This window comes from Microbacterium sp. NPDC064978 (genome assembly GCF_044543605.1).
In the GTDB taxonomy this organism is placed as follows: domain Bacteria; phylum Actinomycetota; class Actinomycetes; order Actinomycetales; family Microbacteriaceae; genus Microbacterium; species Microbacterium meiriae.
Genome location: NZ_JBITWF010000004.1, coordinates 46,945 through 66,779, shown reverse-complemented (window position 1 = coordinate 66,779; position 19,835 = coordinate 46,945). Strand labels below are relative to the sequence as shown.

At 72.0% G+C, this 19,835-nt stretch carries 19 protein-coding genes; 10 read left to right on the top strand and 9 right to left on the bottom strand.

Annotated elements, in window-relative coordinates:
* Window positions 1-22 precede the first annotated feature (22 nt).
* Together ACIGJI_RS13285 and ACIGJI_RS13280 are read right to left on the bottom strand one after the other, a co-directional pair.
* Window positions 23-1,354, bottom strand: a complete 1,332-nt coding sequence (locus ACIGJI_RS13285) for an MFS transporter (RefSeq protein ID WP_280567314.1) — start codon at window positions 1,352-1,354, stop codon at window positions 23-25.
* A gap of 5 nt (window positions 1,355-1,359) precedes the next feature.
* Window positions 1,360-1,800 (bottom strand): MarR family transcriptional regulator, encoded by a 441-nt coding sequence (locus ACIGJI_RS13280; RefSeq protein WP_363446466.1) that lies wholly within the window; start codon window positions 1,798-1,800, stop codon window positions 1,360-1,362.
* Window positions 1,801-1,870: 70 nt separating this feature from the next.
* On the opposite strand from ACIGJI_RS13280, the gene ACIGJI_RS13275 reads away from it, so the two are divergent.
* The 5 genes from ACIGJI_RS13275 to ACIGJI_RS13255 all read left to right on the top strand — a co-directional run bounded on the left by ACIGJI_RS13275 (window position 1,871) and on the right by ACIGJI_RS13255 (window position 7,180).
* Window positions 1,871-2,617: a copper homeostasis protein CutC gene (locus tag ACIGJI_RS13275; RefSeq protein WP_363446468.1), complete on the top strand. Its 747-nt coding sequence runs from the start codon at window positions 1,871-1,873 to the stop codon at window positions 2,615-2,617.
* A 9-nt stretch (window positions 2,618-2,626) separates the two neighbouring features.
* Window positions 2,627-3,481: an alpha/beta fold hydrolase gene (locus tag ACIGJI_RS13270; RefSeq protein ID WP_187662471.1), complete on the top strand. Its 855-nt coding sequence runs from the start codon at window positions 2,627-2,629 to the stop codon at window positions 3,479-3,481.
* An 847-nt stretch (window positions 3,482-4,328) separates the two neighbouring features.
* Window positions 4,329-5,066, top strand: coding sequence for a DUF1684 domain-containing protein (locus ACIGJI_RS13265; protein ID WP_259953359.1), 738 nt, complete (start codon window positions 4,329-4,331; stop codon window positions 5,064-5,066).
* A gap of 33 nt (window positions 5,067-5,099) precedes the next feature.
* On the top strand, window positions 5,100-6,149 hold the full coding sequence (locus ACIGJI_RS13260; protein ID WP_259953360.1) for a biotin/lipoate A/B protein ligase family protein: 1,050 nt from the start codon (window positions 5,100-5,102) through the stop codon (window positions 6,147-6,149).
* A gap of 113 nt (window positions 6,150-6,262) precedes the next feature.
* Window positions 6,263-7,180 carry a site-specific DNA-methyltransferase gene (locus tag ACIGJI_RS13255; protein ID WP_363446540.1) on the top strand — a complete coding sequence of 306 codons (918 nt, stop codon included), beginning with the start codon at window positions 6,263-6,265 and terminating at the stop codon, window positions 7,178-7,180.
* Window positions 7,181-7,204: 24 nt separating this feature from the next.
* Here the strand turns inward: ACIGJI_RS13255 and ACIGJI_RS13250 are convergent, their stop codons facing one another.
* The 3 genes from ACIGJI_RS13250 to ACIGJI_RS13240 are packed head-to-tail and all read right to left on the bottom strand — an operon-like array spanning window position 7,205 to window position 9,449.
* Window positions 7,205-7,555, bottom strand: a complete 351-nt coding sequence (locus ACIGJI_RS13250; protein WP_363446471.1) for a cupin domain-containing protein — start codon at window positions 7,553-7,555, stop codon at window positions 7,205-7,207.
* Window positions 7,552-8,955: an FAD-dependent oxidoreductase gene (locus ACIGJI_RS13245; RefSeq protein WP_363446473.1), complete on the bottom strand. Its 1,404-nt coding sequence runs from the start codon at window positions 8,953-8,955 to the stop codon at window positions 7,552-7,554. The genes ACIGJI_RS13250 and ACIGJI_RS13245 overlap by 4 nt, the downstream gene beginning before the upstream one ends.
* A 26-nt stretch (window positions 8,956-8,981) precedes the next feature.
* The gene (locus ACIGJI_RS13240; protein ID WP_025105441.1) at window positions 8,982-9,449 is read right to left on the bottom strand and encodes an Lrp/AsnC family transcriptional regulator; all 468 of its coding nucleotides are present in this window, start codon (window positions 9,447-9,449) and stop codon (window positions 8,982-8,984) included.
* A 99-nt stretch (window positions 9,450-9,548) separates the two neighbouring features.
* Here ACIGJI_RS13240 and ACIGJI_RS13235 point away from each other — a divergent pair, with 99 nt between their 5' ends.
* The gene (locus tag ACIGJI_RS13235) at window positions 9,549-10,997 is read left to right on the top strand and encodes a gamma-aminobutyraldehyde dehydrogenase (RefSeq protein ID WP_363446475.1); all 1,449 of its coding nucleotides are present in this window, start codon (window positions 9,549-9,551) and stop codon (window positions 10,995-10,997) included.
* A gap of 12 nt (window positions 10,998-11,009) precedes the next feature.
* Here the strand turns inward: ACIGJI_RS13235 and ACIGJI_RS13230 are convergent, their stop codons facing one another.
* Window positions 11,010-11,537, bottom strand: coding sequence for a GNAT family N-acetyltransferase (locus ACIGJI_RS13230; RefSeq protein WP_363446477.1), 528 nt, complete (start codon window positions 11,535-11,537; stop codon window positions 11,010-11,012).
* 412 nt (window positions 11,538-11,949) lie between these two features.
* On the opposite strand from ACIGJI_RS13230, the gene ACIGJI_RS13225 reads away from it, so the two are divergent.
* The 3 genes from ACIGJI_RS13225 to ACIGJI_RS13215 are packed head-to-tail and all read left to right on the top strand — an operon-like array spanning window position 11,950 to window position 15,366.
* Window positions 11,950-13,095: an ROK family protein gene (locus tag ACIGJI_RS13225; RefSeq protein WP_363446479.1), complete on the top strand. Its 1,146-nt coding sequence runs from the start codon at window positions 11,950-11,952 to the stop codon at window positions 13,093-13,095.
* A gap of 19 nt (window positions 13,096-13,114) precedes the next feature.
* On the top strand, window positions 13,115-14,044 hold the full coding sequence (locus ACIGJI_RS13220) for a polysaccharide deacetylase family protein (protein WP_315636257.1): 930 nt from the start codon (window positions 13,115-13,117) through the stop codon (window positions 14,042-14,044).
* Complete coding sequence (locus ACIGJI_RS13215) at window positions 14,041-15,366, top strand: MFS transporter (protein WP_259953371.1); 1,326 nt, start codon at window positions 14,041-14,043, stop codon at window positions 15,364-15,366. Before ACIGJI_RS13220 ends, ACIGJI_RS13215 begins: the two co-directional genes overlap by 4 nt.
* 2 nt (window positions 15,367-15,368) lie before the next feature.
* On the opposite strand, the gene galE is transcribed toward ACIGJI_RS13215, so the two are convergent.
* The 3 genes from galE to galT are packed head-to-tail and all read right to left on the bottom strand — an operon-like array spanning window position 15,369 to window position 18,800.
* Complete coding sequence (gene galE / locus ACIGJI_RS13210) at window positions 15,369-16,346, bottom strand: UDP-glucose 4-epimerase GalE (protein ID WP_363446482.1); 978 nt, start codon at window positions 16,344-16,346, stop codon at window positions 15,369-15,371.
* Between the two features lie 46 nt (window positions 16,347-16,392).
* Window positions 16,393-17,577: a galactokinase gene (galK, locus tag ACIGJI_RS13205; RefSeq protein ID WP_363446484.1), complete on the bottom strand. Its 1,185-nt coding sequence runs from the start codon at window positions 17,575-17,577 to the stop codon at window positions 16,393-16,395.
* On the bottom strand, window positions 17,574-18,800 hold the full coding sequence (gene galT, locus ACIGJI_RS13200; protein ID WP_396667034.1) for a galactose-1-phosphate uridylyltransferase: 1,227 nt from the start codon (window positions 18,798-18,800) through the stop codon (window positions 17,574-17,576). Before galT ends, galK begins: the two co-directional genes overlap by 4 nt.
* A gap of 67 nt (window positions 18,801-18,867) precedes the next feature.
* Here galT and ACIGJI_RS13195 point away from each other — a divergent pair, with 67 nt between their 5' ends.
* The gene (locus ACIGJI_RS13195) at window positions 18,868-19,833 is read left to right on the top strand and encodes a LacI family DNA-binding transcriptional regulator (RefSeq protein WP_363446542.1); all 966 of its coding nucleotides are present in this window, start codon (window positions 18,868-18,870) and stop codon (window positions 19,831-19,833) included.
* The last annotated feature ends 2 nt before the right edge of the window (window positions 19,834-19,835 follow it).

The following is a 19,835-nucleotide window of genomic DNA, read 5'->3' as shown; positions in this document are numbered from 1 at the left end:
CGTTGACAAACGCGCCCGCAGCTCACTCGTCGTCGCGTCGAGGAAGCCGGATGGGCGTCGTCGCCGCGGCCTTCTCCGTGTAGTCCACCGGCTCGACCGGCTGCACGACGCGCAGCGGGCGCGTCTCGTCGAGGGTCAGGCGGAAGCGGCTGCTCTCCTCGCGGCGCAGCCTCCCCGACGTCAGCACCCACGTCACCCCGATCGCGCACGCGATGAAGCCGGCCGTCCCGCCGAGCATGATGGCGGCGCGGGGGCCGAACGTGTCCGCCACCCAGCCCGCGATCGGTGCGCCGACCGGGGTCGACCCCATGATCACGGCCATGTAGAGGGCGAGAACGCGGCCGCGGAGCGCCGGATCCGTCGTGATCTGCACGTAGCCGTTGGCCGTGGTCAGCAGCGTCACGATCATGAAGCCGGTGAACGTGAGCGTGACCGCGTAGGAGAGGTAGGTGGGCATCGCGGCCGAGACGAAGGCCGCGATCCCGAAGCCGCCCGCCGCGAGGATCACCACGCGCACCCTCGCACGGTCCCGCCGTGCGGCGAGGAGGGCGCCGATCAGGGAGCCGATAGCGAGCACCGAGCTCAGCACCCCGTACCCGTCGGCGCCGGCTCCGAACTCCAGCGCCATGGTCGAGGCGAAGATCGGGAAGTTCATGCCGAACGCGCCGATGAGGAACACCGTCACGAACACGACCTTGAGGTCGCTGCGTGCCCAGACGTACCGGAAGCCCTCCGCGAGGCCGCCGCGGCTGCGGTTCTTCGGCCGTGGTGCCAGCAGGTGCGTGCGCATGAGCATCAGCGCGACGATCATGGCGAGGAAGGTCGCGGCGTTGACGATGAACACCCAACCGGAGCCGATCGCGACGATGAGCAGACCGCCGACCGCGGGGCCGATCATACGGGCGAGGTTGAAGGAGGCGGAGTTGAGCGCCACGGCGTTGGAGGTCTCCGTGGCGGACACCATGTCCGACACGAAGGCCTGCCGGGCGGGTGCGTCGAACGCGTTGACGATGCCGAACCCGAGGGCGAACGCGAGCATCATCGGCAGGGTCATCACGCCGGCCAGCAGCAGGGATCCGACCGCGATCGCGAGGCCGAGCAGCGCGGTCTGCGTGGTCAGCAGGATCTTCCGCCGATCGAAGCGATCAGCGACCCAGCCGGTCAGGCTCACCAGCACCAGCGGTGGGCCGAACTGCAGTGCCATGGTGACGCCCATCGCGGTCGCGTCGTTGTCGGTGAGCTCGGTCAGCACGACCCAGTCCTGGGCTGTGGCCTGCATCCATCCGCCGACGTTCGACACGAGGGCGCCGGCGAACCAGATCCGGTAGTTGATGTTCGCGAAGGAACGGAACATGGCGCTCATCGCTCCACCACCCTCCGCATCAGGGCGCTCGCTTCTCGCAGCGTCGTCAGTTCCTCCTCGGTGTAGTCGACCTCGCGGAGCATGTCGGCCAGCAGCACGTCGCGGCGGCGGACGGTCTCGACGACGACCTCGACGCCGGCGGCGGTGATGTCCACCTGCACGCGGCGGCGGTCGTCCTCGTCCGGGGTGCGGGCGACGAAGCCCTGCTCCTCCAGGCCGTTCACGATGCTCGTCATCGAGGGGGCGGTCACGCGCTCGCGCTCGGCGAGGGTGGAGATCGTGCGCCGGCCGTTCATGCGCAGCTCGGCGAGAACGGCGAGCTGCGTGTCGCTCATCATGTCGGCGGCGCGGGCGCAGCGGAGCCGGCGGGCGAGCCGGAACGTGGCCATGCGCAGGTCTGTGGCGGTGAGGTGCAGGGAATCATCGGACGCAGACATACTTAGTTAGTCTATCTAATGTTTCTGACGCGGGGGCAGGAGGAGCCGGGGCAGCGGGCACAATGGAGGGGTGACCCGAACGATCGCTCTCGAAATCGCCGTCCAGGATCCCGCCGGAGTGCGCATCGCCGCCGAGGTCGGTGCCGCCCGCGTCGAGCTCGCCACGGCCCTCGCGCTGGGTGGGCTCACCCCGTCGCCGGCCACCCTGGAGCTCGCGCTCGAAGCCGCAGGGGCGAGCGGCCCCGAGGTGCACGTCCTCATCCGTCCGCGCGCCGGCGGCTTCCACTACAGCGCCGATGAGCTGGCCGTCGCCGAACGCGACGTGCGGCACGCGGTCGACGCAGGCGCGTCGGGCGTGGTGATCGGCGCGCTGGACGCCGAGGGGCGGCTCGACCTCGATGCCATGGCGCGGCTGCGGGATGCGGCCGGGGGAGCTCCGGCGACGCTGCACCGCGCGATCGATGTGACCGCCGACCCGGTGGCGACCCTGCGGGCCGCGAGGGAGCTCGGGCTCCGGCGCGTGCTCACGTCCGGAGGGGCATCGGCCGCGATCGACGGCATCGACACCCTGCGCGCGCTCGTCGCCGCGGCCGAGGGGCAGATCGAGGTCATGGCCGGCAGCGGCGTCGACGTCGCGAGCGCTCCGGTGCTCGCCGCGGCCGGCGTCGACGCCCTCCACTTCTCCGCGAAGCGGGCGGTGACCGAGGACGGCGGCGTGCGCATGGGCTCCGCCTCCGACGGGGTCGGCGGCTACGAGGTGACGGACCGCGACATCGCCTTCGCGATCCGGGACGCTCTCGCGGGAACCGACCGGTAGGGCCGACCCATGACCGAGACCCGCGAGTACACCGACAGCCACGGCATCGCCATCGTCTACGACGTCCACCCCGCGGAGGGCACGCCCCGCGGTGTCGTCCAGCTCCTGCACGGGGTGGGCGAGCACGCAGGACGGTATCCGGCGCTGATCGCCGCGCTCACCGGAGCCGGGTTCACCGTCTACGCGGACGACCACCGTGGGCACGGGCGCACCGGCATGCGCCAGCACGGCGATCCGGCCCGGCTCGGACGGCTCGGCCCCGGGGGTCTCCGGGCGGCCAAGGATGCGATCTGGCAGCTGACCGGCATCATCCGCGACGAGAACCCGGACCTTCCGCTCGTGCTCCTCGGGCACTCGTGGGGGTCGTTCCTCGCGCAGATGCTGGTGAACGAGCACGCCGAGGCCTTCGATGCGGTGATCTTGTCGGGTTCGGCGCTGCGCACGCCCCGCTCCCTGAACCCGGCGCCGCTGAACGCCGCGTGGGCCGCGGACGACGCGACCGGGTACGAGTGGCTGAGCCGCGACCCCGCGGTGTGGAAGGCCTTCGAGGAGGACCCGCTCACGACGGGGGTGCCTCTGCTCAAGCTCTTCGGTCTGCTCGACGCGGCGCGACTGTACGGGCGTCCGGCGACGCACCTCGCGCGCGACCTCCCGATGCTCCTCCTCGTCGGCCGTGACGATCCGGTCGGCGGCCCCCGCAGCGTCCACAAGCTCGCCGACCAGTACCGGCGCCGCTCCGGACTCACCGACGTCACGACCCTCGTCTACCCCGACGCCCGGCACGAGATCTTCCAGGAGCTGCAGCAGGACGAGGTGCGCGCCGACGTCCTCGCCTGGCTCGACGCCCACATCCCCGCCCGCTGACCCCCCCCGTCCCGGGTTCGGGTCCGATCCCGGTCCGGCCCTTCCCCGGCCTGTTCAGTCCCGTTCCGTCCCGGTCCGTCCCGGTCCCTTTACGGTCCGGGATCACTTTCGCCCCTTCCCCCGGCCCCGCGGGATCATTTTCGCGCGTGGCACAGGCCCCAGCGGAACGTTTTCGAACACGCACTGTGCGTGGGTGCGCCGGTGAGTCCGCGTCCACGATGACCTGTCGGGTCAAGGCCCCGCCTCCCGTCACCGCCCGCGAGATCACCTTCGTGCCTCCGGACATCCCGCGGGATCAATGTTGTGCCTCCCGCCACTGCCGCGGGATCACTTTCGTGCCCGGGACGGACCTCGGGGGAGCCTTTTCGAACACGCACGGTGATTCGCGCGCCGGTGGCAGTGGGGAATCACCCGCGCCCCCGCGAATAGGGGGCGCGGAGGCGCGGCGCATCTTCGGCTTCCGTCGCGCCGCGGACGACCCCGGGTGGCGGGATCAGTAACGGGCGGGGGAGGGCGCGCTGGGGGACGGTTTTGATCCCGCGGGATGTGCGCGGGGGCTGCGCCCGGGTGGCGGGATCAATAAGGGGCGGGGGAGGGCGCGATGGGGGACGGTTTTGATCCCGCGGGAGGTGCGCGGCGGCTGCGCACGGGTGGCGGGATCAGGAACGGGCGGGGAAAGGTGCGGCGAGGGACGGGTTTGATCCCGCGGGAGGTGCGCGGGGACCGCGGGGGAGTGTGACGCGGGATGACGCGCGGTGAAGGCGTGTGACGGAGGGAGGCCACGGGAGGTGGGGGCAGTCCTAGATTCGGGGCACATCCGCACGAGCGAGGGGGAGGGCCCGCGGCGATGAGCTTCCTGACGGACTGGCATGAGTGGCATGCGGCGCGTGAACGCTATGCGGGGTCGGAGTACGGGCCGTCCGCGCTGGAGTCGACGAACTGGCTCATCACCGAACCCGCAGCGGTCGACGGCGTCCCCGGACTCTGGGCCCTCACCGGCGACGGCGGCATCCGCGGCAGCGAACTCGGACCGTCGGGGTCGGTCGTCACCCTCCGCGGCGCCCAGACCCTGCGCCTCGGGCGGCGGGAGTTGCGGGTATTCGATCGCAACGGGCTGCTGGCCCTCCGCGTCTGGAATCCGGCCCGTCCGCAGCGGGAGTGGTTCACGGCGATCGACGCCTACGCCCCGGACGAGCGCTGGCGGCTCCCCGCGACGTTCGAACCCGCGCCAGACGAGCGGATCGTCGTCACCTCGGTCGACGGTGAGGAGCGCGAGACCGCGATCGCCGGACGCCTGCGGTTCGAACTCGCCGGTGCCCCGCACGAGCTCACCGTCACCCGCAGTGGGAGCGGAGCGCTGAGCGCGGTCTTCGCGGACGGGACGAACGGGCTGGAGACGTATCGGTTCCGGTTCCTCCCCGTCGACGAACCCGCCGCCGACGGCTCCGCCGTGATCGACTTCAACCGCGCCTACCTGCCGCCGTGCGCCTTCTCCGACCAGTTCGTCTGCCCCCTGCCGACGCCCGGCAACCGCTACTCCACGCCGATCAGGGCAGGGGAGCGCGTGGTCGTGCTCGGCGGCTGACCACGGGGGCAGTGCGCGCCTTAAGCTGGATCCGTGCACGGTGAATACAAGGTTCCTGGGGGCAAGCTCGTCGTCGTCGACCTCGAGGTCGAGAACGACCGGATCGCGCGGTTCCGGCTCGCCGGGGACTTCTTCCTCGAACCGGACTCCGCGCTCGACGACATCAACGCCGCTGTCGAGGGTCTCCCCGTCGAGTCCGACGCCACGGCCATCGCCGCGGCCGTCCGCGGCGCCCTCCCCGAGGGGGCCCAGCTGCTCGGCTTCACCCCCGAGGCGGTCGGCACCGCCGTCCGCCGCGCGCTCGTCACGGCGCCCGGCTGGGGCGACTTCGACTGGGAGATCGTCCACGAGAAGGCGGTCTCGCCGCGCATGAACCTCGCCCTGGACGAGGTGCTCACCTCCCGCGTCGGCGAGGGGCGTCGGCGTCCGACGCTGCGCATCTGGGAGTGGGACGAGTCGGCCGTCGTCATCGGGTCGTTCCAGTCGTATCGCAATGAGGTCGATCCCGAGGGCGCTGCGAAGCACGGCTTCGACGTCGTCCGCCGGATCTCCGGAGGCGGAGCGATGCTCATGGCCGCGGGGCAGATCATCACCTACTCGCTGTACGTCCCCGCGTCACTCGTCGCCGGAATGACCTTCGCCGACTCCTACGCGTTCCTCGACGATTGGGTGCTGCAGGCGCTCCGTTCGCTCGGCATCGACGCCGTCTACCAGCCGCTCAACGACATCGCGAGCCCGACCGGCAAGATCGGCGGCGCCGCGCAGAAGCGCCTCGCGAACGGAGGTGTGCTGCACCACGCCACCCTCTCCTACGACATCGACGGCCAGATGATGACCGAGGTGCTGCGGATCGGCCGCGAGAAGCTCAGCGACAAGGGCACGACCTCGGCCGCCAAGCGCGTCGACCCGCTGCGGAGCCAGACCGGACTGGAACGTGCCGAGATCATCGAGCGCTTCAAGGACACGTTCCGCTCGCTCACCTCCGCCGAGGACGGCGGCATCACGCCGGACGAGTACGCCGATGCCGAGGCTCTGGTGGAGTCGAAGTTCTCGACCGACGCGTGGCTGCATCGGGTTCCGTGAGCCCTTCGACAGGCTCAAGCCCTTCGACAGGCTCACGCCCTTCGACAGGCTCAGTCCCTTCGACAGGCTCAGGGACCCAGGAGGACGGCTCAGGGGTCCAGGTCCCGGGGCGGGTGTCGGTGATCGAGGGGGACAACCTCGCCGTCGCGGCGACCCTGCCGTCCCGGTCCTTCACGCTCGTCTACCTCGACCCGCCGTTCAACACCGGAAGAGTGCGGGAGCGGCAGGTGGTCACCGCCCGCCGCACGTTCACAACTCCGGAAGAATCGGCGGATCCCGACGGGGGCAGCCCCCAACCGGCCGAAACCGCGTCGGATCTCCTGAGTTCTGAACACGCGGTCGGCGGGCCGGAGGTGCGGCACGGCTTCCACGGACATCGGTACGAGCGGGTGCGCGGCATGCTGCGCGCGTACGACGACAGCTTCGACGACTACGGCGCCTTCCTCATGCCGCGGCTGGAGGAGGCCTGGCGCCTGCTCGCCGACGACGGCACCCTGTACCTGCACCTCGACTACCGCGAGGCGCACTACGCGAAGGTCATGCTCGACGCGGTGTTCGGCCGGGACTGCTTCCTCAACGAGCTCATCTGGGCGTACGACTACGGCGCGAAATCCCGGCGGCGGTGGCCCACCAAGCACGACACGATCCTGGTGTACGTGAAGAACCCGCGGACGTACGTGTTCAACTCCGACGACGTCGACCGGGAGCCGTACATGGCTCCGGGGCTGGTGACCGCGGAGAAGGCGGCGCGAGGCAAGCTCCCGACCGACGTCTGGTGGCACACGATCGTCCCGACGACCGGACGGGAGAAGACGGGGTATCCGACGCAGAAGCCCGAGGGCATCCTCCGGCGCATCGTGACCGCGTCCAGCCGACCGGGCGATCGGGTGCTCGACCTCTTCGCCGGAAGCGGCACGACCGGAGCGGTGGCCTCCGCACTCGGTCGGGAGGCGGTGCTCGTGGACGACAACCCGGAAGCGGTGCGGGTCATGGCCGCACGCATCCCGCACGCGGAGGTCCGCCGGGGCTGAGTGGGACGCGCTCGGCACGAGCCGTCAGATCCCGATCGAGACCTTCCGCAGGGTCGCGTTCACGGTCCAGACCGTCCGCATGCCGGCCGTGAGCCGCATCACGGACCCTGGGCCGAGTCCCACGGGCGGGAGCGCGGGTGCGGTGAACTCCACGGTCGCGCGACCGGAGAGCACGACGAACACCTCGTCCTCCTCGACGTCCACCGCGGTGCCCGGCGTCATCTCCCAGACGCCGATCTCGATGCCGCGTGCGTCGTCGAGCACCGTGTACGCCGTGGTCGGCGCGCCGTCGCGGACGTCCTCGTCGGGCAGCGGGGCGTGCGTCAGCGCGAGGTTCCCCGCGTCGACGACGGCCCCCGGGGTGAGCGCGGTCACGAGTCGAAGCCCATGCCGAGGGCGTCCAGCGTCTTCAGGAACAGGTTGCGGCGCCCCTCGTTGTGGTCGGCCCTGTCCATCGCGGCGCGGACGAGGTTGATGCCGACGGACGCGGCGGGCTCCGGTGGGAACGGGATCGGCTTCTCGCGCACCATCCGCAGCTGCGTGCGTTCGGTCTCCTCGCCGTCGAGCTTGTCGAGCATGACATCGGCCGCGAACCGGGCGGCCCCGACCCCGAGTCCGGTGAACCCCGTGGCGTAGGCGACCCGACCGCCGCGGGCGGTGCCGAAGAATGCGCAGAATCGGCTGGAGGAGTCGATGGCTCCGGCCCAGCGGTGCGTGAAGCGGAGGCCGGCGAGCTGCGGGAAGGTGGTGAAGAAGTGCGAGGCCAGGCGCCGGTGGCTCTCCATCCGGTCCTCGTACGCGGGGCGCACCTTGCCGCCGAAGTGGTACACCGCGTCGTAGCCGCCGAACAGGATCCGGTCGTCCGCGGTGAGCCGGTAGTAGTGGAACTGGTTGGCGCTGTCGGCGAGCCCCTGACGGTTCCGCCAGCCGATGGACGCGAGCTGCTCCGCCGACAGCGGCTCCGTCATCAGCACGTAGTCGTACACCGGGACCGTCATGAGGCGGTTGCGCTTCAGGAGGGAGGGGAACACGTTCGTCGCGAGCGCCACCGCGTCGGCGGTCACCTGGCCGTGCTCCGTGACGAGGGTCACGGGACCGGAGTCCGCGCCCTCGATCCGCCGGACGAGGCTGTGCTCGTGGATCTCCACGCCGAGCTCGACGGCCACCCGCGCGAGCTCCAGGCCCAATTTCGCGGGGTGTACGAGAGCGCTGCCCTCCCGGTCCCACGCGCCGGCGAGGAACGTGGGGGAATGCACTTCCGCCTGCACCGCCTCGCGGTCGAGGAAGCCCTCCTCCTCGCGCAGCCACTCGACCTGATGCGGCTCCACGGCGACCGCGAGCTGCCCCGTCCGCTCGAACTCGGCATCCATGTCGTACCGCCGCACGGTCTCGGCGATGCCGTCGAGGTTCTCGTGGCCCAGCACCTCGAGGCGGTCGATCTCCTCGGACCAGCGGTTCACGCCGTTCTCGTGGCCGTGCGTGAGGCTGGACTCGCAGAAGCCGCCGTTGCGCCCGGATGCCGCCCAGGCCACGCGGGATGCCTCCAGGAGGACCACCTTCCGCTCCGGATCCCGCTCCTTCGCGCGCACGGCCGTCCAGAGCCCGGTGTAGCCGCCGCCGACGACCACGAGGTCCGTGTGCACGGTGCCGCGCAGCGGCGGATGCGCGGGCCGCTCGACGTCGTCGAGCCAGAAGACCGACAGGGCCGTGTCGCGCAGGGCGTCGTCGATGACGGACTGCGGAGGACGCCGGCGTTCGAAGACCGTGGTGCCCATGTTCACTCCGATGCGAGGGGAGCGCGTCAGCGCGTTCCCCAGTTGTAGAGGTCTTTGTAGAGGCCGGCGTAGAGCAGGCTCTCCGTCTGGATGATGCCGGGGATGGTGCGGATGCGGGTGGCGATGAGGTCGAGCAGATGGTCGTCGTCCTCGCACACCGCCTCGACGAGGATGTCGAACGTCCCGAGGGTGACGACGACGTACGCCAGCTCGGGGATCGCCGTGAGCTCCTCCGCGATCGCGCGGGGGTCGCCGGACACCCGGATCCCGATCATCGACATGCGGTGGAAGCCGAGCTGCAGCGGGTCGGTCACGGCGACGATCTGGATCAGGCCCGATTCGGTCAGGCGCTGCACGCGCTGGCGGGCCGCGGCCTCGCTGAGCCCGACTTCGCGGGCGATCTCCGCATAGGGACGCCGCCCGTCCTCCTGCAGCAGCTCGACGATGCGCTTCGAGATGTCGTCGAGGGCGGGGGGAGGCGTCTTCGGACTCATGTACCGATCGTGACATTCTGACCCGCCCTGCGCAACTGATTCCGTCGATCTGTGGACGAAAAGCTACAGATTCCGCGCTCGGATGGCTACCATGGCGCTATGCCCTCACCGTCGACGATGACCGTGCCCCTGCAGAACTTCATCGGCGGTCGCGCCGTCACCGCATCGGGGAGCGGGCGCCTGCCGCTCATCGATCCGGTGACGGAGGAAGCCTACGGCGAGATCCCGATCTCCGACCGCACCGACGTGGATGCCGCGTATGCCGCGGCCGCGGCGGCGTTCCCGACCTGGCGGGACACCCCGCCGTCTGCGCGCCAACTCGCCCTGTTCCGCATCGCCGAGGACATGGCCGCGCGGGCCGAGGAGTTCGCCGACCTCGAGTCGAAGGACACCGGCAAGCCGCGGGCGACGCTCGTCGCCGACGAGATCCTGCAGTCGGTGGACCAGCTGCGGTTCTTCGCCGGGGCCGCGCGGAGCCTCGAGGGTCGAGCCGCCGCGGAGTACCTCCCCGGGCACACCTCCTTCGTGCGCCGGGAGCCGATCGGCGTGATCGGGCAGGTGACGCCGTGGAACTACCCCCTGAACATGGCGGTGTGGAAGATCGCTCCCGCGCTCGCCGCCGGCAACACCGTCGTGCTGAAGCCGGCCGAGTCCACGCCGCTCACCACGCTGCTGCTCGCGGAGATCGTCGCCGCGCACACCCCCGCGGGCACCCTCAACGTCGTGCTCGGCGACCGCGAGACCGGAGCGGCCCTCGTCGAGCATCCGACACCGCAGATGGTGGCGATCACCGGCTCGGTGCGCGCGGGGATGGCCGTGGCCCGCTCCGCGGCCGACGACGTCAAGCGCGTGCACCTGGAGCTCGGCGGCAAGGCGCCCGCGATCGTCTTCCCGGACGCGTCGATCGAGAAGGCGGTCGAGGGCATCGTCACCGGGGCCTTCTTCAACGCGGGTCAGGACTGCACCGCGGCGACCCGGGTGCTCGTGCACGCGTCGATGCACGACGAGCTCGTCGCCGCACTGGTAGAGCGGACCCGCACGCACGCGCGGACCGGGGTGCCGGACGAAGAGGGCGTGCTGTACGGACCGCTGAGCAGCGCGGCCCAACTCGCTCAGGTGCAGGGCTTCATCGACCGGCTTGCGGCGCACGCGACCATCGCCACTGGTGGGAGGCGGCAGGGCGACCGCGGTTACTTCTGGGAGGCGACCATCGTGACCGGCGTGCAGCAGGACGACGAGGTCGTGCAGGGCGAGATCTTCGGACCCGTGCTCACCGTGCAGCCCTTCGATACCGAGGAGGAGGCGCTCACGATGGCGAACGACGTGCCGTACGCGCTCGCCGCCTCGGTGTGGACGCGGGAGCACACCAGGGCCATGCGCTTCTCCCGCGACTTGGACTTCGGCTGCGTCTGGATCAACACCCACATCCCGTTCGTGTCGGACATGCCGCACGGCGGGTTCAAGCACTCCGGATACGGGAAGGACCTGTCGCAGTACGGCTTCGACGACTACACCCGGATCAAGCACGTGATGAGCGCGCTCGACTGACACGGCGGTCGTTCAGCGCGGGGCGAGGAGCTTGACGCGGCGGTGCTCCCGGAGCGTGAACTGCGGGCGCTGATCGATCTTCGTGGCCCCGTCGAGCTCCCACCCGTGCCGGGCGTAGAAGCCGTCGGCGCGGTCGTTGCCGTCGAGGACCCAGAGGTAGGCGCGGGTGTGGCCGGCATCGATCATGCGCTGCTCGGCCGCGTCGAGGAGGGCATGCCCCGCCCCCGTCGACCACGCGGTCGGGTCGGCGTAGATGCCGTACAACTCGGCGTCGTCCAGGCCGTCGGGGTCGCGACCGGAGCCGAACGAGGCCCAGCCGACGACGGTGCCTTCACGCTCGGCCACCAGGGTCCCGAGGCTCGTGGGCAGCGGATCGGCGAAGATGCGGCGCCACCCGTCGGCCCGTTCCGAGACGGACAGCCCGTCCAGCACCTCCTGGTCGATGAGGCCCTCGTAGGCCGCCTGCCACGACCGCACGTGCACTCCGGCCACGGCCTCGGCATCGTCGGCGACGGCGTCTCGGATCACCAGGGGCGTCATCCCTCCACCCTATGCGGGCCCGCCGATGTCCTTCCGTCCCCTCCCGGTACTCGGTCACCCGGTCACACCTGCACGACCCGGGTACGTCTGGGGGACCGGAACCCGGGTTCTGTCGTGCGGCCGTGCCCGGGTCGTGCAGGTGTCACGGGCGTGAACGAGACCCCGGTTTCACGACAGTCTCCGGCCCCGTCCCACCGGCCCGTCCCTTCGGCCCCGTCCTTCCGGGTTCCCCGGTCACACCTGCACGACACGGGTGCGTCTGTGGGGAGGAATCCCGGGTTCTGTCGTGCAGCCGTGCCCGGGTCGTGCAGGCGACGCAGCCGGGAAGGACGGGTCGACGGGTGCGACGCGATGTGGCAGGCTGGCGGGCACCGACTCCGCACGAGAATCGACCCCCCAGAGGTTCCGCCGCATGTCACGACCCCTCGCAGGACCGCAGACCCTGCTCCGCACGCTCAACGGCCGCGCGATCCTCGAGCGCCTGGCCCGGAGCGGACCGCAGACCCGGGCCGAGCTCATGGCGGCGACCGGCCTCTCCCGCACGGCCGTGACCCAGGTACTGCGGATGCTCGACGCCGCGGGAGCCGTCACTGCGGCCGGGGTCGACCGCGACACCCGCGGACCGGCGGCGGGCCGGGTCGCTCTGCACCCCGCCCTCGGGGTCGCGGCGGCCGTGCACGTGGACCATCACGCCGCCCACGTCGTCCTCGTCGACGCGACCGGCACCATCAGAGCCGAACGGCACGGCGCCTTCCCCGCGGGCGAGGACCGGGTCGCGCACATCGCCGCCCTCGTCGCGGCCTGCCGCCGATCCGTGAAGGGCGCGCTCCACCTCGCCGTCGTCGGAGTGCCCGGTATCGTCGCGTCGGACGGCGCGATCCGCGACGACCAGGGGCCGGACGGCGGCGCCTTCCGCTCGGCTCTCGCGGCAGCCCTCGACTGCCCGGTCCGCGTCGAGAACGACGTCAACCTCGCCGCGCTCGCCGAGTCGACCACCGGCGTCGGCATCGACCTCGCGAGTTTCGCGCTCCTGCTGCTCGACGACGACCTCGGCGCCGGCATCGTGATCGACGGGGCGCTGCATCGCGGGTTCTCGGGAGTGGCGGGCGAGGTGATGTACCTCCCGCAGACGCCGGTGCCCATCGGCGCCCCGGTCGCGGGCGCCGCGGTGGTGCGGGACCTCGCCCTCGGCCTGGGTCTGGATGTCGACGCGCCGTTCCTCGCCCACCTGGAGGCGGCGCAACGCGGAGACGAGGCGGCGCAGGCCCTCGTCGCGGAGATCGGACGACGGCTCTTCCTCGCGGCGGGCAGCGTCGCCCTCGTGCTCGATCCCGAGGCCTTCATCCTCGGCGGGGAGGCGGTGCACCCGGCGCTCCTGGATGCGATCGAGCGGGTCGCGGACGAGTTCGCCGCGCAGCTGCCGCTCCGTTTCCTCGCCTCGGCGTTCGGTCCGGAGGCGCCGCTCGTCGGAGCTGTGGGTGAGGCGGCCTCCGCGCTCCGCGCCGACGTCTTCACCCGGATCCTCACACCCTCCCGCACACCCGCCACCGGCCGCTGACCGCCCGACAGGACACGCCATGACCGCCTCCTCCGCTCTCGCCGATCGACTCGGGCTGCCGTCCGGTGCCAGGGCGGTCATCCTCAACGCCGACGACTTCGGGATGTGCCATGCTGCGAACGCGGCGATCTCCGGACTCCTGGCGCGTGACCGGATCGACTCGGCGACGGTGATGGTGCCCTGTGCCTGGTCCCCGGAAGCACTCGCCTTCGCCGCCGCGCACCCGGACCTCGACGTGGGCGTGCACCTCGTCCTCACGAGCGAGTGGCGCCGATACCGGTGGCGTCCGCTCACCGCGGGCTCGTCGACCCTCGTCGACGCCGACGGCTTCTTCCCCGCCGACGTCGCGACCGTGGAGCAGCACGCGTCGGAGGAGGATGTCGCCGCCGAGATCGCCGCGCAGTTGCAGGCGGCGCTCGATGCCGGCGTCGACGTGACCCACCTCGACAACCACATGGGCTCCGTCTACGGGCTGCTGACCGGCCGGGACTTCCTGCGCGCCGTCTTCGACCTCGCCGCCCGGCACGGCCTCCCCTTCCGCCTGCCCCGCGAGATGGAGGGAGCGGACGCCGATCCGATGCTGCAGGCGAAGCTCACCGAGGCGGCGGCGGTGGCGGATGCCTTCGGCGTGGAGATCGTCGATCGGCTCTGGACGCACCCGTTCGAGCTGCGCGGCGAGGGCACCGCCGATGAGGAGTCGTACGAACAGGTGCGAGACGGGTTCCTCGCGGTGCTGCGCGCCGTCCCGCCCGGGGTCACCGAGATCTACCTGCACCCGATGGCCGACGGTGAGGAGCTGCGCGCCGCGGTGGACTTCGCGGCGGCCAAGCGCGGCTACGAGCTGCGGCTGCTCGACGATCCCCTCGTGCAGCAGACGATCGCCGAGGAGGGCCTGGTCCGCGTCGGCTGGCGCGCGCTGCGGGAGCTGCAGCGCGGAGACGCCCGGTGACGGCGCTCGGCGAACGGCTGCGCGACCGCCGTCTCGACGCCGCTCCCACCCGCTCCCAGACCATCGCCTTCGGGGCCTCGGGGTTCCCGACGCAGCTGATGACGCAGACGTTCTCGGCGTTCGTCGTGTACTTCTACGTCTCGCACCTCGCCGTCCCCGCAGGGTGGGTGGCGGCGGCGATGATCGCCCACGGCATCCTCAACGCGGCGCTCAACCCTGTCGTCGGGGCGCTCTCCGACCGGATCCGCACGCCGTGGGGCCGCCGCATCCCGTGGATCGGGCTCGGCATCGTGCCGCTCGTCGTCGCGTTCGCCCTCGTCTGGATGCCGCCCGCGCTCCCGGCGGCCGGGCTCATCGTGTGGTTCCTCGTGGTCGTCGCGGTCTACGACATCGCCTTCGTCGTGGTGGTGCTGAACATCTCGGCGCTGTTCCCGGAGATCTTCCGCACCACGGAGGAGCGCGCCCGCGGGAACGTGCCGCGGCAGATCTTCGCGATCCTCGGCATGGTGCTCGGCACGGCAGGAGCCCCCGCGCTCTACGACGCGATCGGCTGGCCCGGGATGGCCCTCGTGCTGTCCGGCGTCTGTCTCGTGCTGCTCGCCTGGTCGTTCCTCGGCGGGATGATCGAGCGCCGGGTGCCCGAGGTCGCCTCCGAGGCCATGCGCTGGCGGGACCAGCTCGTCTACACGTTCCGCAACCGCGCCTTCGTGCCGTACGTGCTGGGCTCGCTCTGCGTGCAGACCTCGATCGCCGTGATCCTCGCCGCCGTCCCGTTCTACGTCCGCTACTCGCTGGGGGCGGCCGAGGGCGAGGGCAGCCTCCTGCTCGGCGCCATCTTCCTCACGGCCATCCCGTCGATCGTGCTGTGGAGCGCGGTGGTCCGGCGCACCTCCCCGCGCACGGCGCTGCTGTGGAGCGTCGCGGTGTTCGGGGTCGCGGTGCTCGGCTACCTGGTCCCGACCTCGGTGGGGGCGGCGGCTCTCGTCGGGGTGGCGGTCGGCGTCGGCGTCGGCGGGCTGCTGCAGCTCCTCGAGGTCGTGCTCGCCCAGATCATCGACGACGACGCGCATCGCACGGGCCACCGTCGCGAGGGTGCGTACTTCGGCGTGAACGGGTTCGTCGTGCGCGGCTCCGTGGTCCTCCAGGCGATCGTCGCCGCGGCTGTGCTGACCGCGACGGGCTTCGACGCCGGGCTCGGCGACGCGCAGCCGGAGGCCGTCGACGGCGGCATCCGGCTGATGCTGGCGGTCATCCCCCTGGCGTTCACCGCCGTCGGGTGGCTGTGCTTCTGGCTCTACCCCATCCGCACGCGCGACCTCTGAGATCAGCCGGCGGCGCGGCGGGCCTCCCAGCCCGTGCGCACCATCTCGTCGACCGTGTAGCGCATGGTCCAGTCGAGGTCGCGGGCCGCGAGCTCACCGGTCGCCACGATCCGATCCGGGTCGCCGGGGCGGCGAGGGCCGACCTCGGGGGTGAAGTCGATGCCGGTGACGCGGGCGACCGCATCCATGATCTGCTTCACGCTGAGGCCGTCGCCGGAGCCGAGGTTGTACGCGGGCTCGATCGGGGCGCCGGAGGCCAGGCGCTGCGCTGCGGCGACGTGGGCGGCGGCGATGTCGCCGACGTGCACGTAATCGCGCACGTTCGTGCCGTCAGGGGTGTCGTAGTCGTCGCCGAAGATCTTCGGGGTGCGGCCCTCGATCAGCGCCTCGAAGACGATGGGGAAGAGGTTGTGCGGGCTGACGTCGTAGACCGTCGGGTCGGCCGAGCCGACGACGTTGAAGTACCGCAGCGAGGTGTGACGCAGCGGGCGGTCGGAGTCGGCGGTGGCGATCGCCTGGTCGCGGAGCAGCCATTCGCCGATGAGCTTCGACTCGCCGTAGGGGCTCGCGGGCTTCTTGGCGGTGTCCTCGACGACGAGGGAGACGTCCGGGGTGCCGAACACGGCCGCCGAAGAGGAGAAGACGATGTTCGCGACGCCGGCCGCCGCCATCGCCTCGAGGATGATCCGCGTCCCCTCGACGTTCTGCGCGTAGGTGTGCAGTGGGCGCTGGACCGAGACGCCGGCGTACTTGTAGCCCGCGACGTGGATCACGCCCGCCGCCTCGTGCGTGCGCAGGGTCTCCTCGACGAGGGCGCGGTCGAGGATGCTGCCCTGCACGAAGGGCACGCCCTCCGGCACGAAGGAGGCGACACCGCTGGAGAGGTCGTCCAGGACGACGGGGGAGAGACCGGCCTCTGCGAGAGCGCGGACGACGTGGGCACCGATGTAGCCGGCGCCGCCGGTGACGATCCAGGACATGCGTTCCTCTCCTGCCGCGGCGGTGGCGGCTCGACCCTTCATTGTGTCAGGCGTCGCGGCGCGGACCTGCGGACGGGCTGACCTCGAACAGGTGCGGGGCGACGAAGCCCTCGGCGGCGAACCGCCCCCGCACCGCGTCGGCGAGGTGAGGCACGGCACCGCGGTCGACGAGGGCGATCGCGGCACCGCCGAAGCCGCCGCCGGTCATGCGCGCACCCACCGCCCCCGAGGTGAGGGCGGTCTCCACCGCGGCGTCGAGCTCCGGCGTCGAGATCTCGAAGTCGTCGCGCATCGACGCGTGGGACGCGACGAGGAGGTCGCCGATGCCGCGTGCGCCCGCGGTGCGCAGCGTCGCCACCGTGTCCTGTACGCGCTGGTTCTCCGTGACAATGTGGCGCACGCGGCGGAAGGTCACGTCGTCCATCAGGCTCTCGGCGCGGGCGAGGTCGGCCACGGCGACGTCGCGCAGTGCGGGCACTCCGAGGATCGCGGCTCCGCGTTCGCATGCGGCGCGGCGTTCCCGGTAGCCGCCGGTGGAGTGCGCGTGCGTGACGCGGGTGTCCATCACGAGCACCGCGAGGCCGGCGTCGGCCATGCCCAGCGGCACGACGTCGGCGGCGAGAGAGCGGCAGTCGAGGAAGATCGCGGCGTCGGGCTCCCCGAGCATCGAGGCCATCTGGTCCATGATCCCGGTGGGCGCGCCGACGGCCTCGTTCTCCGCCGTGCGTCCGATCCGGGCGAGGGCGACCGCGTCGAGTCCGGTGCCCCAGAGCTCGTTCAGTGCCGTGGCCGTCGCGCCCTCGATCGCGGCGGACGACGAGAGCCCGGCCCCGACCGGGACGTCGGAGGCGATCGCGATGTCCAGGCCGGAGGCCGCGGTCGCGGGGGCGGCCGCACGGAGGGCCCAGGCGACGCCGAGCGGGTACGCCGCCCACTCCGGCACCGCGGGCGCCGTGCCGGGCGGGGTGGGGAAGAGGCGGTCGAGGTCGTCGAGAGCGATCTCGACCGGCTCGTCCGCGAAGGTCGAGGCGACGCGGAGCCGTCGGTCGGCACGGCGGCGGACGGCGGCGACCGTGCGCTGCGGGATCGCGAACGGCAGCACGAAGCCGTCGTTGTAGTCGGTGTGCTCGCCGATGAGGTTCACGCGCCCCGGGGCCGACCAGACGCCGTCCGGCGTGCGCCCGGCGAGGGCGGCGAAGAGGTCGACGGCGGCGTCGTGTGCGGAGGTCATGCGGAGGCTTCCTGGTCGGCGCGAGCGAGCGCCTCGCGGAGTCGGGCGGCCCCCTGCTCGGGGGCGACCTCGGCGGCCCAGGCCCACATCGCGGCCTCGGAGCCCGCGAGGAACTTGAGCTTGTCGGCGGCGCGGCGGGGGCTCGTGAGCTGCAGGTGCAGGCGCACGCTCTCGCGGCCGACGTGGACCGGAGCCTGGTGCCACGCGGCGATGTACGGGGTGGGGCTGTCGTAGAGCGCGTCGACGCCGCGGAGGAGACGGAGGTAGAGCGGGGCGAGCTCGTCGCGCTCCTCCGCCGTGGTCTCGGCGAGGTCGGGCACGTGCCGATGCGGCATGAGGTGCACCTCGAGCGGCCACCGCGCCGCGAAGGGCACGAACGCGGTCCAGTGCTCGCCGCGGAACACCACCCGCTCGGAGGCCTGCTCCTCGGCGAGGATGCGGGCGAAGAGGTCGGGTGCGGTGCGGTCGACGGCGTCCAGCACCCGGGCGGTGCGCGGGGTCACGTAGGGATACGCGTAGATCTGCCCGTGCGGGTGGGGGAGGGTCACGCCGATCGCCTCGCCGCGGTTCTCGAACGGGAAGACCTGCTGGATGCCGGGCAGGGAGGACAGAGCGGCCGTGCGGTCGGCCCAGGCCTCGATCACGGTGCGGGCGCGGGTAGCGGTCTGGGTGCCGAAGGAGCCGGAGTGCTCGGGGCTGAAGCACACGACCTCGCAGCGGCCGACGGCGGTGCGGGTGCGCCCGAGTCCGAGGGCCGCGAGGTCGTCGAGGCCGCGCGGGGGGTTCGTCGCCCCCGGGACGGTGCCGACGGGCTCGGCGAGAGCGGGGCCGAATGCGGGGGAGCGGTTCTCGAACACGGCCACGTCGTACCGGGACGGCACCTCGGACGGATTCCCCGGCGTCTGCGGCGCGAGCGGGTCGGCGTCGGCTCCCGGCATCATCACGCGGTTCTGGCGGTTGGCGGCGACGGTGATCCAGTCGCCCGTGAGAACGTCGAGCCGCATGGTCGCGGTGTCGGGTCGAGGGGCAAGGGTGCGGGCGTCGACCGACCGTTCCGCGCCGAGGGTCGTCTCCGGGTCGTCGTAGTAGATGAGCTCACGGCCGTCGGCGAGGGTGGTCGGGCGCTTGACGACACCGGCGCCGAGACGCTCCGTGCGCAACTCAGGAGATTCGGGCGTATTCACGTCAACATGGTAGGTCGCGCCGCGTGCTAACGTCAACATGACGGAGTTGTGAACGGAGGATCCCGTGGCCCGGAAGCTGTCGGCGTCGGTGTCCGTCCGCGTGTCCATGGCGACCGTGGCGGCGCGAGCCGGTGTCTCCGGACAGACCGTCTCCCGCGTCGTCAACGGCAGTCCGCGCGTGGACCCGCAGACGCGGGCGCGGGTCGAGGCCGCGATGACCGAACTGGGGTACCGGCCGCATCGGGCCGCGCGGGCGCTGCGCACCGGTCGCAGCCACACCCTCGGTCTCGTCGTGACCACCCTGGCCACGGTCGGCAACTCCCGGATGCTGCAGGCCACGGCCGAAGCGGCGGCGGAACGCGGCTATGCGCTCACGGTGGTCACGGCGGCGGACGGCGTGGACGCGGCGTTCGCCCGGCTCGCCGACCAGGGCGTCGATGGTGCCCTCGTGCTGAACGAGGCTTCGGCGCTGGTCCCTGCCGCCACTCTGCCGCCGGAGCTGCGTCTTGTCGTCGTGGACGCTCCCGCAGGAGCCGGAGCGATCGTGGTGCACAGCGATCACGCCGCGGGAGCAGAGGCTGCCACGCGCCACCTGCTCGCCGCGGGGCACGAGACCGTCCACCACCTCGCGGGACCGGCGGACTCGTTCGCCGCCGCCGAGCGCGAGCGCGGGTGGCGCGAGGCTCTGACGGCTGCCGGTCTCACGCCTCCGGCGGTCGTGCGCGGGGACTGGAGCGCGGAGTCCGGCTTCGCCGCGGGGGCGGCCCTGGCCCAGGCGACGGCGGTGTTCTGCGCCAACGACCAGATGGCGCTCGGGCTGCTGCGCGCGGTGGCGGAATCCGGACGCACGGTCCCCGGCGACGTCAGTGTAGTCGGCTTCGACGACATCCCGGAAGCGGCGAACTTCCTCCCGCCGCTCACGACGATCCGCCAGGACTTCCCGGCGCTCGCGCAGCGGGCGGTCACAGCGCTCATCGCCGCCGTGGAGAGTGACGCGGCGGCGACCGATCCCGCCGCGCCCGTGGTGGTGCCGACTCGGCTCGTCGAGCGCGCGAGCACGGCACGCCGCTGACG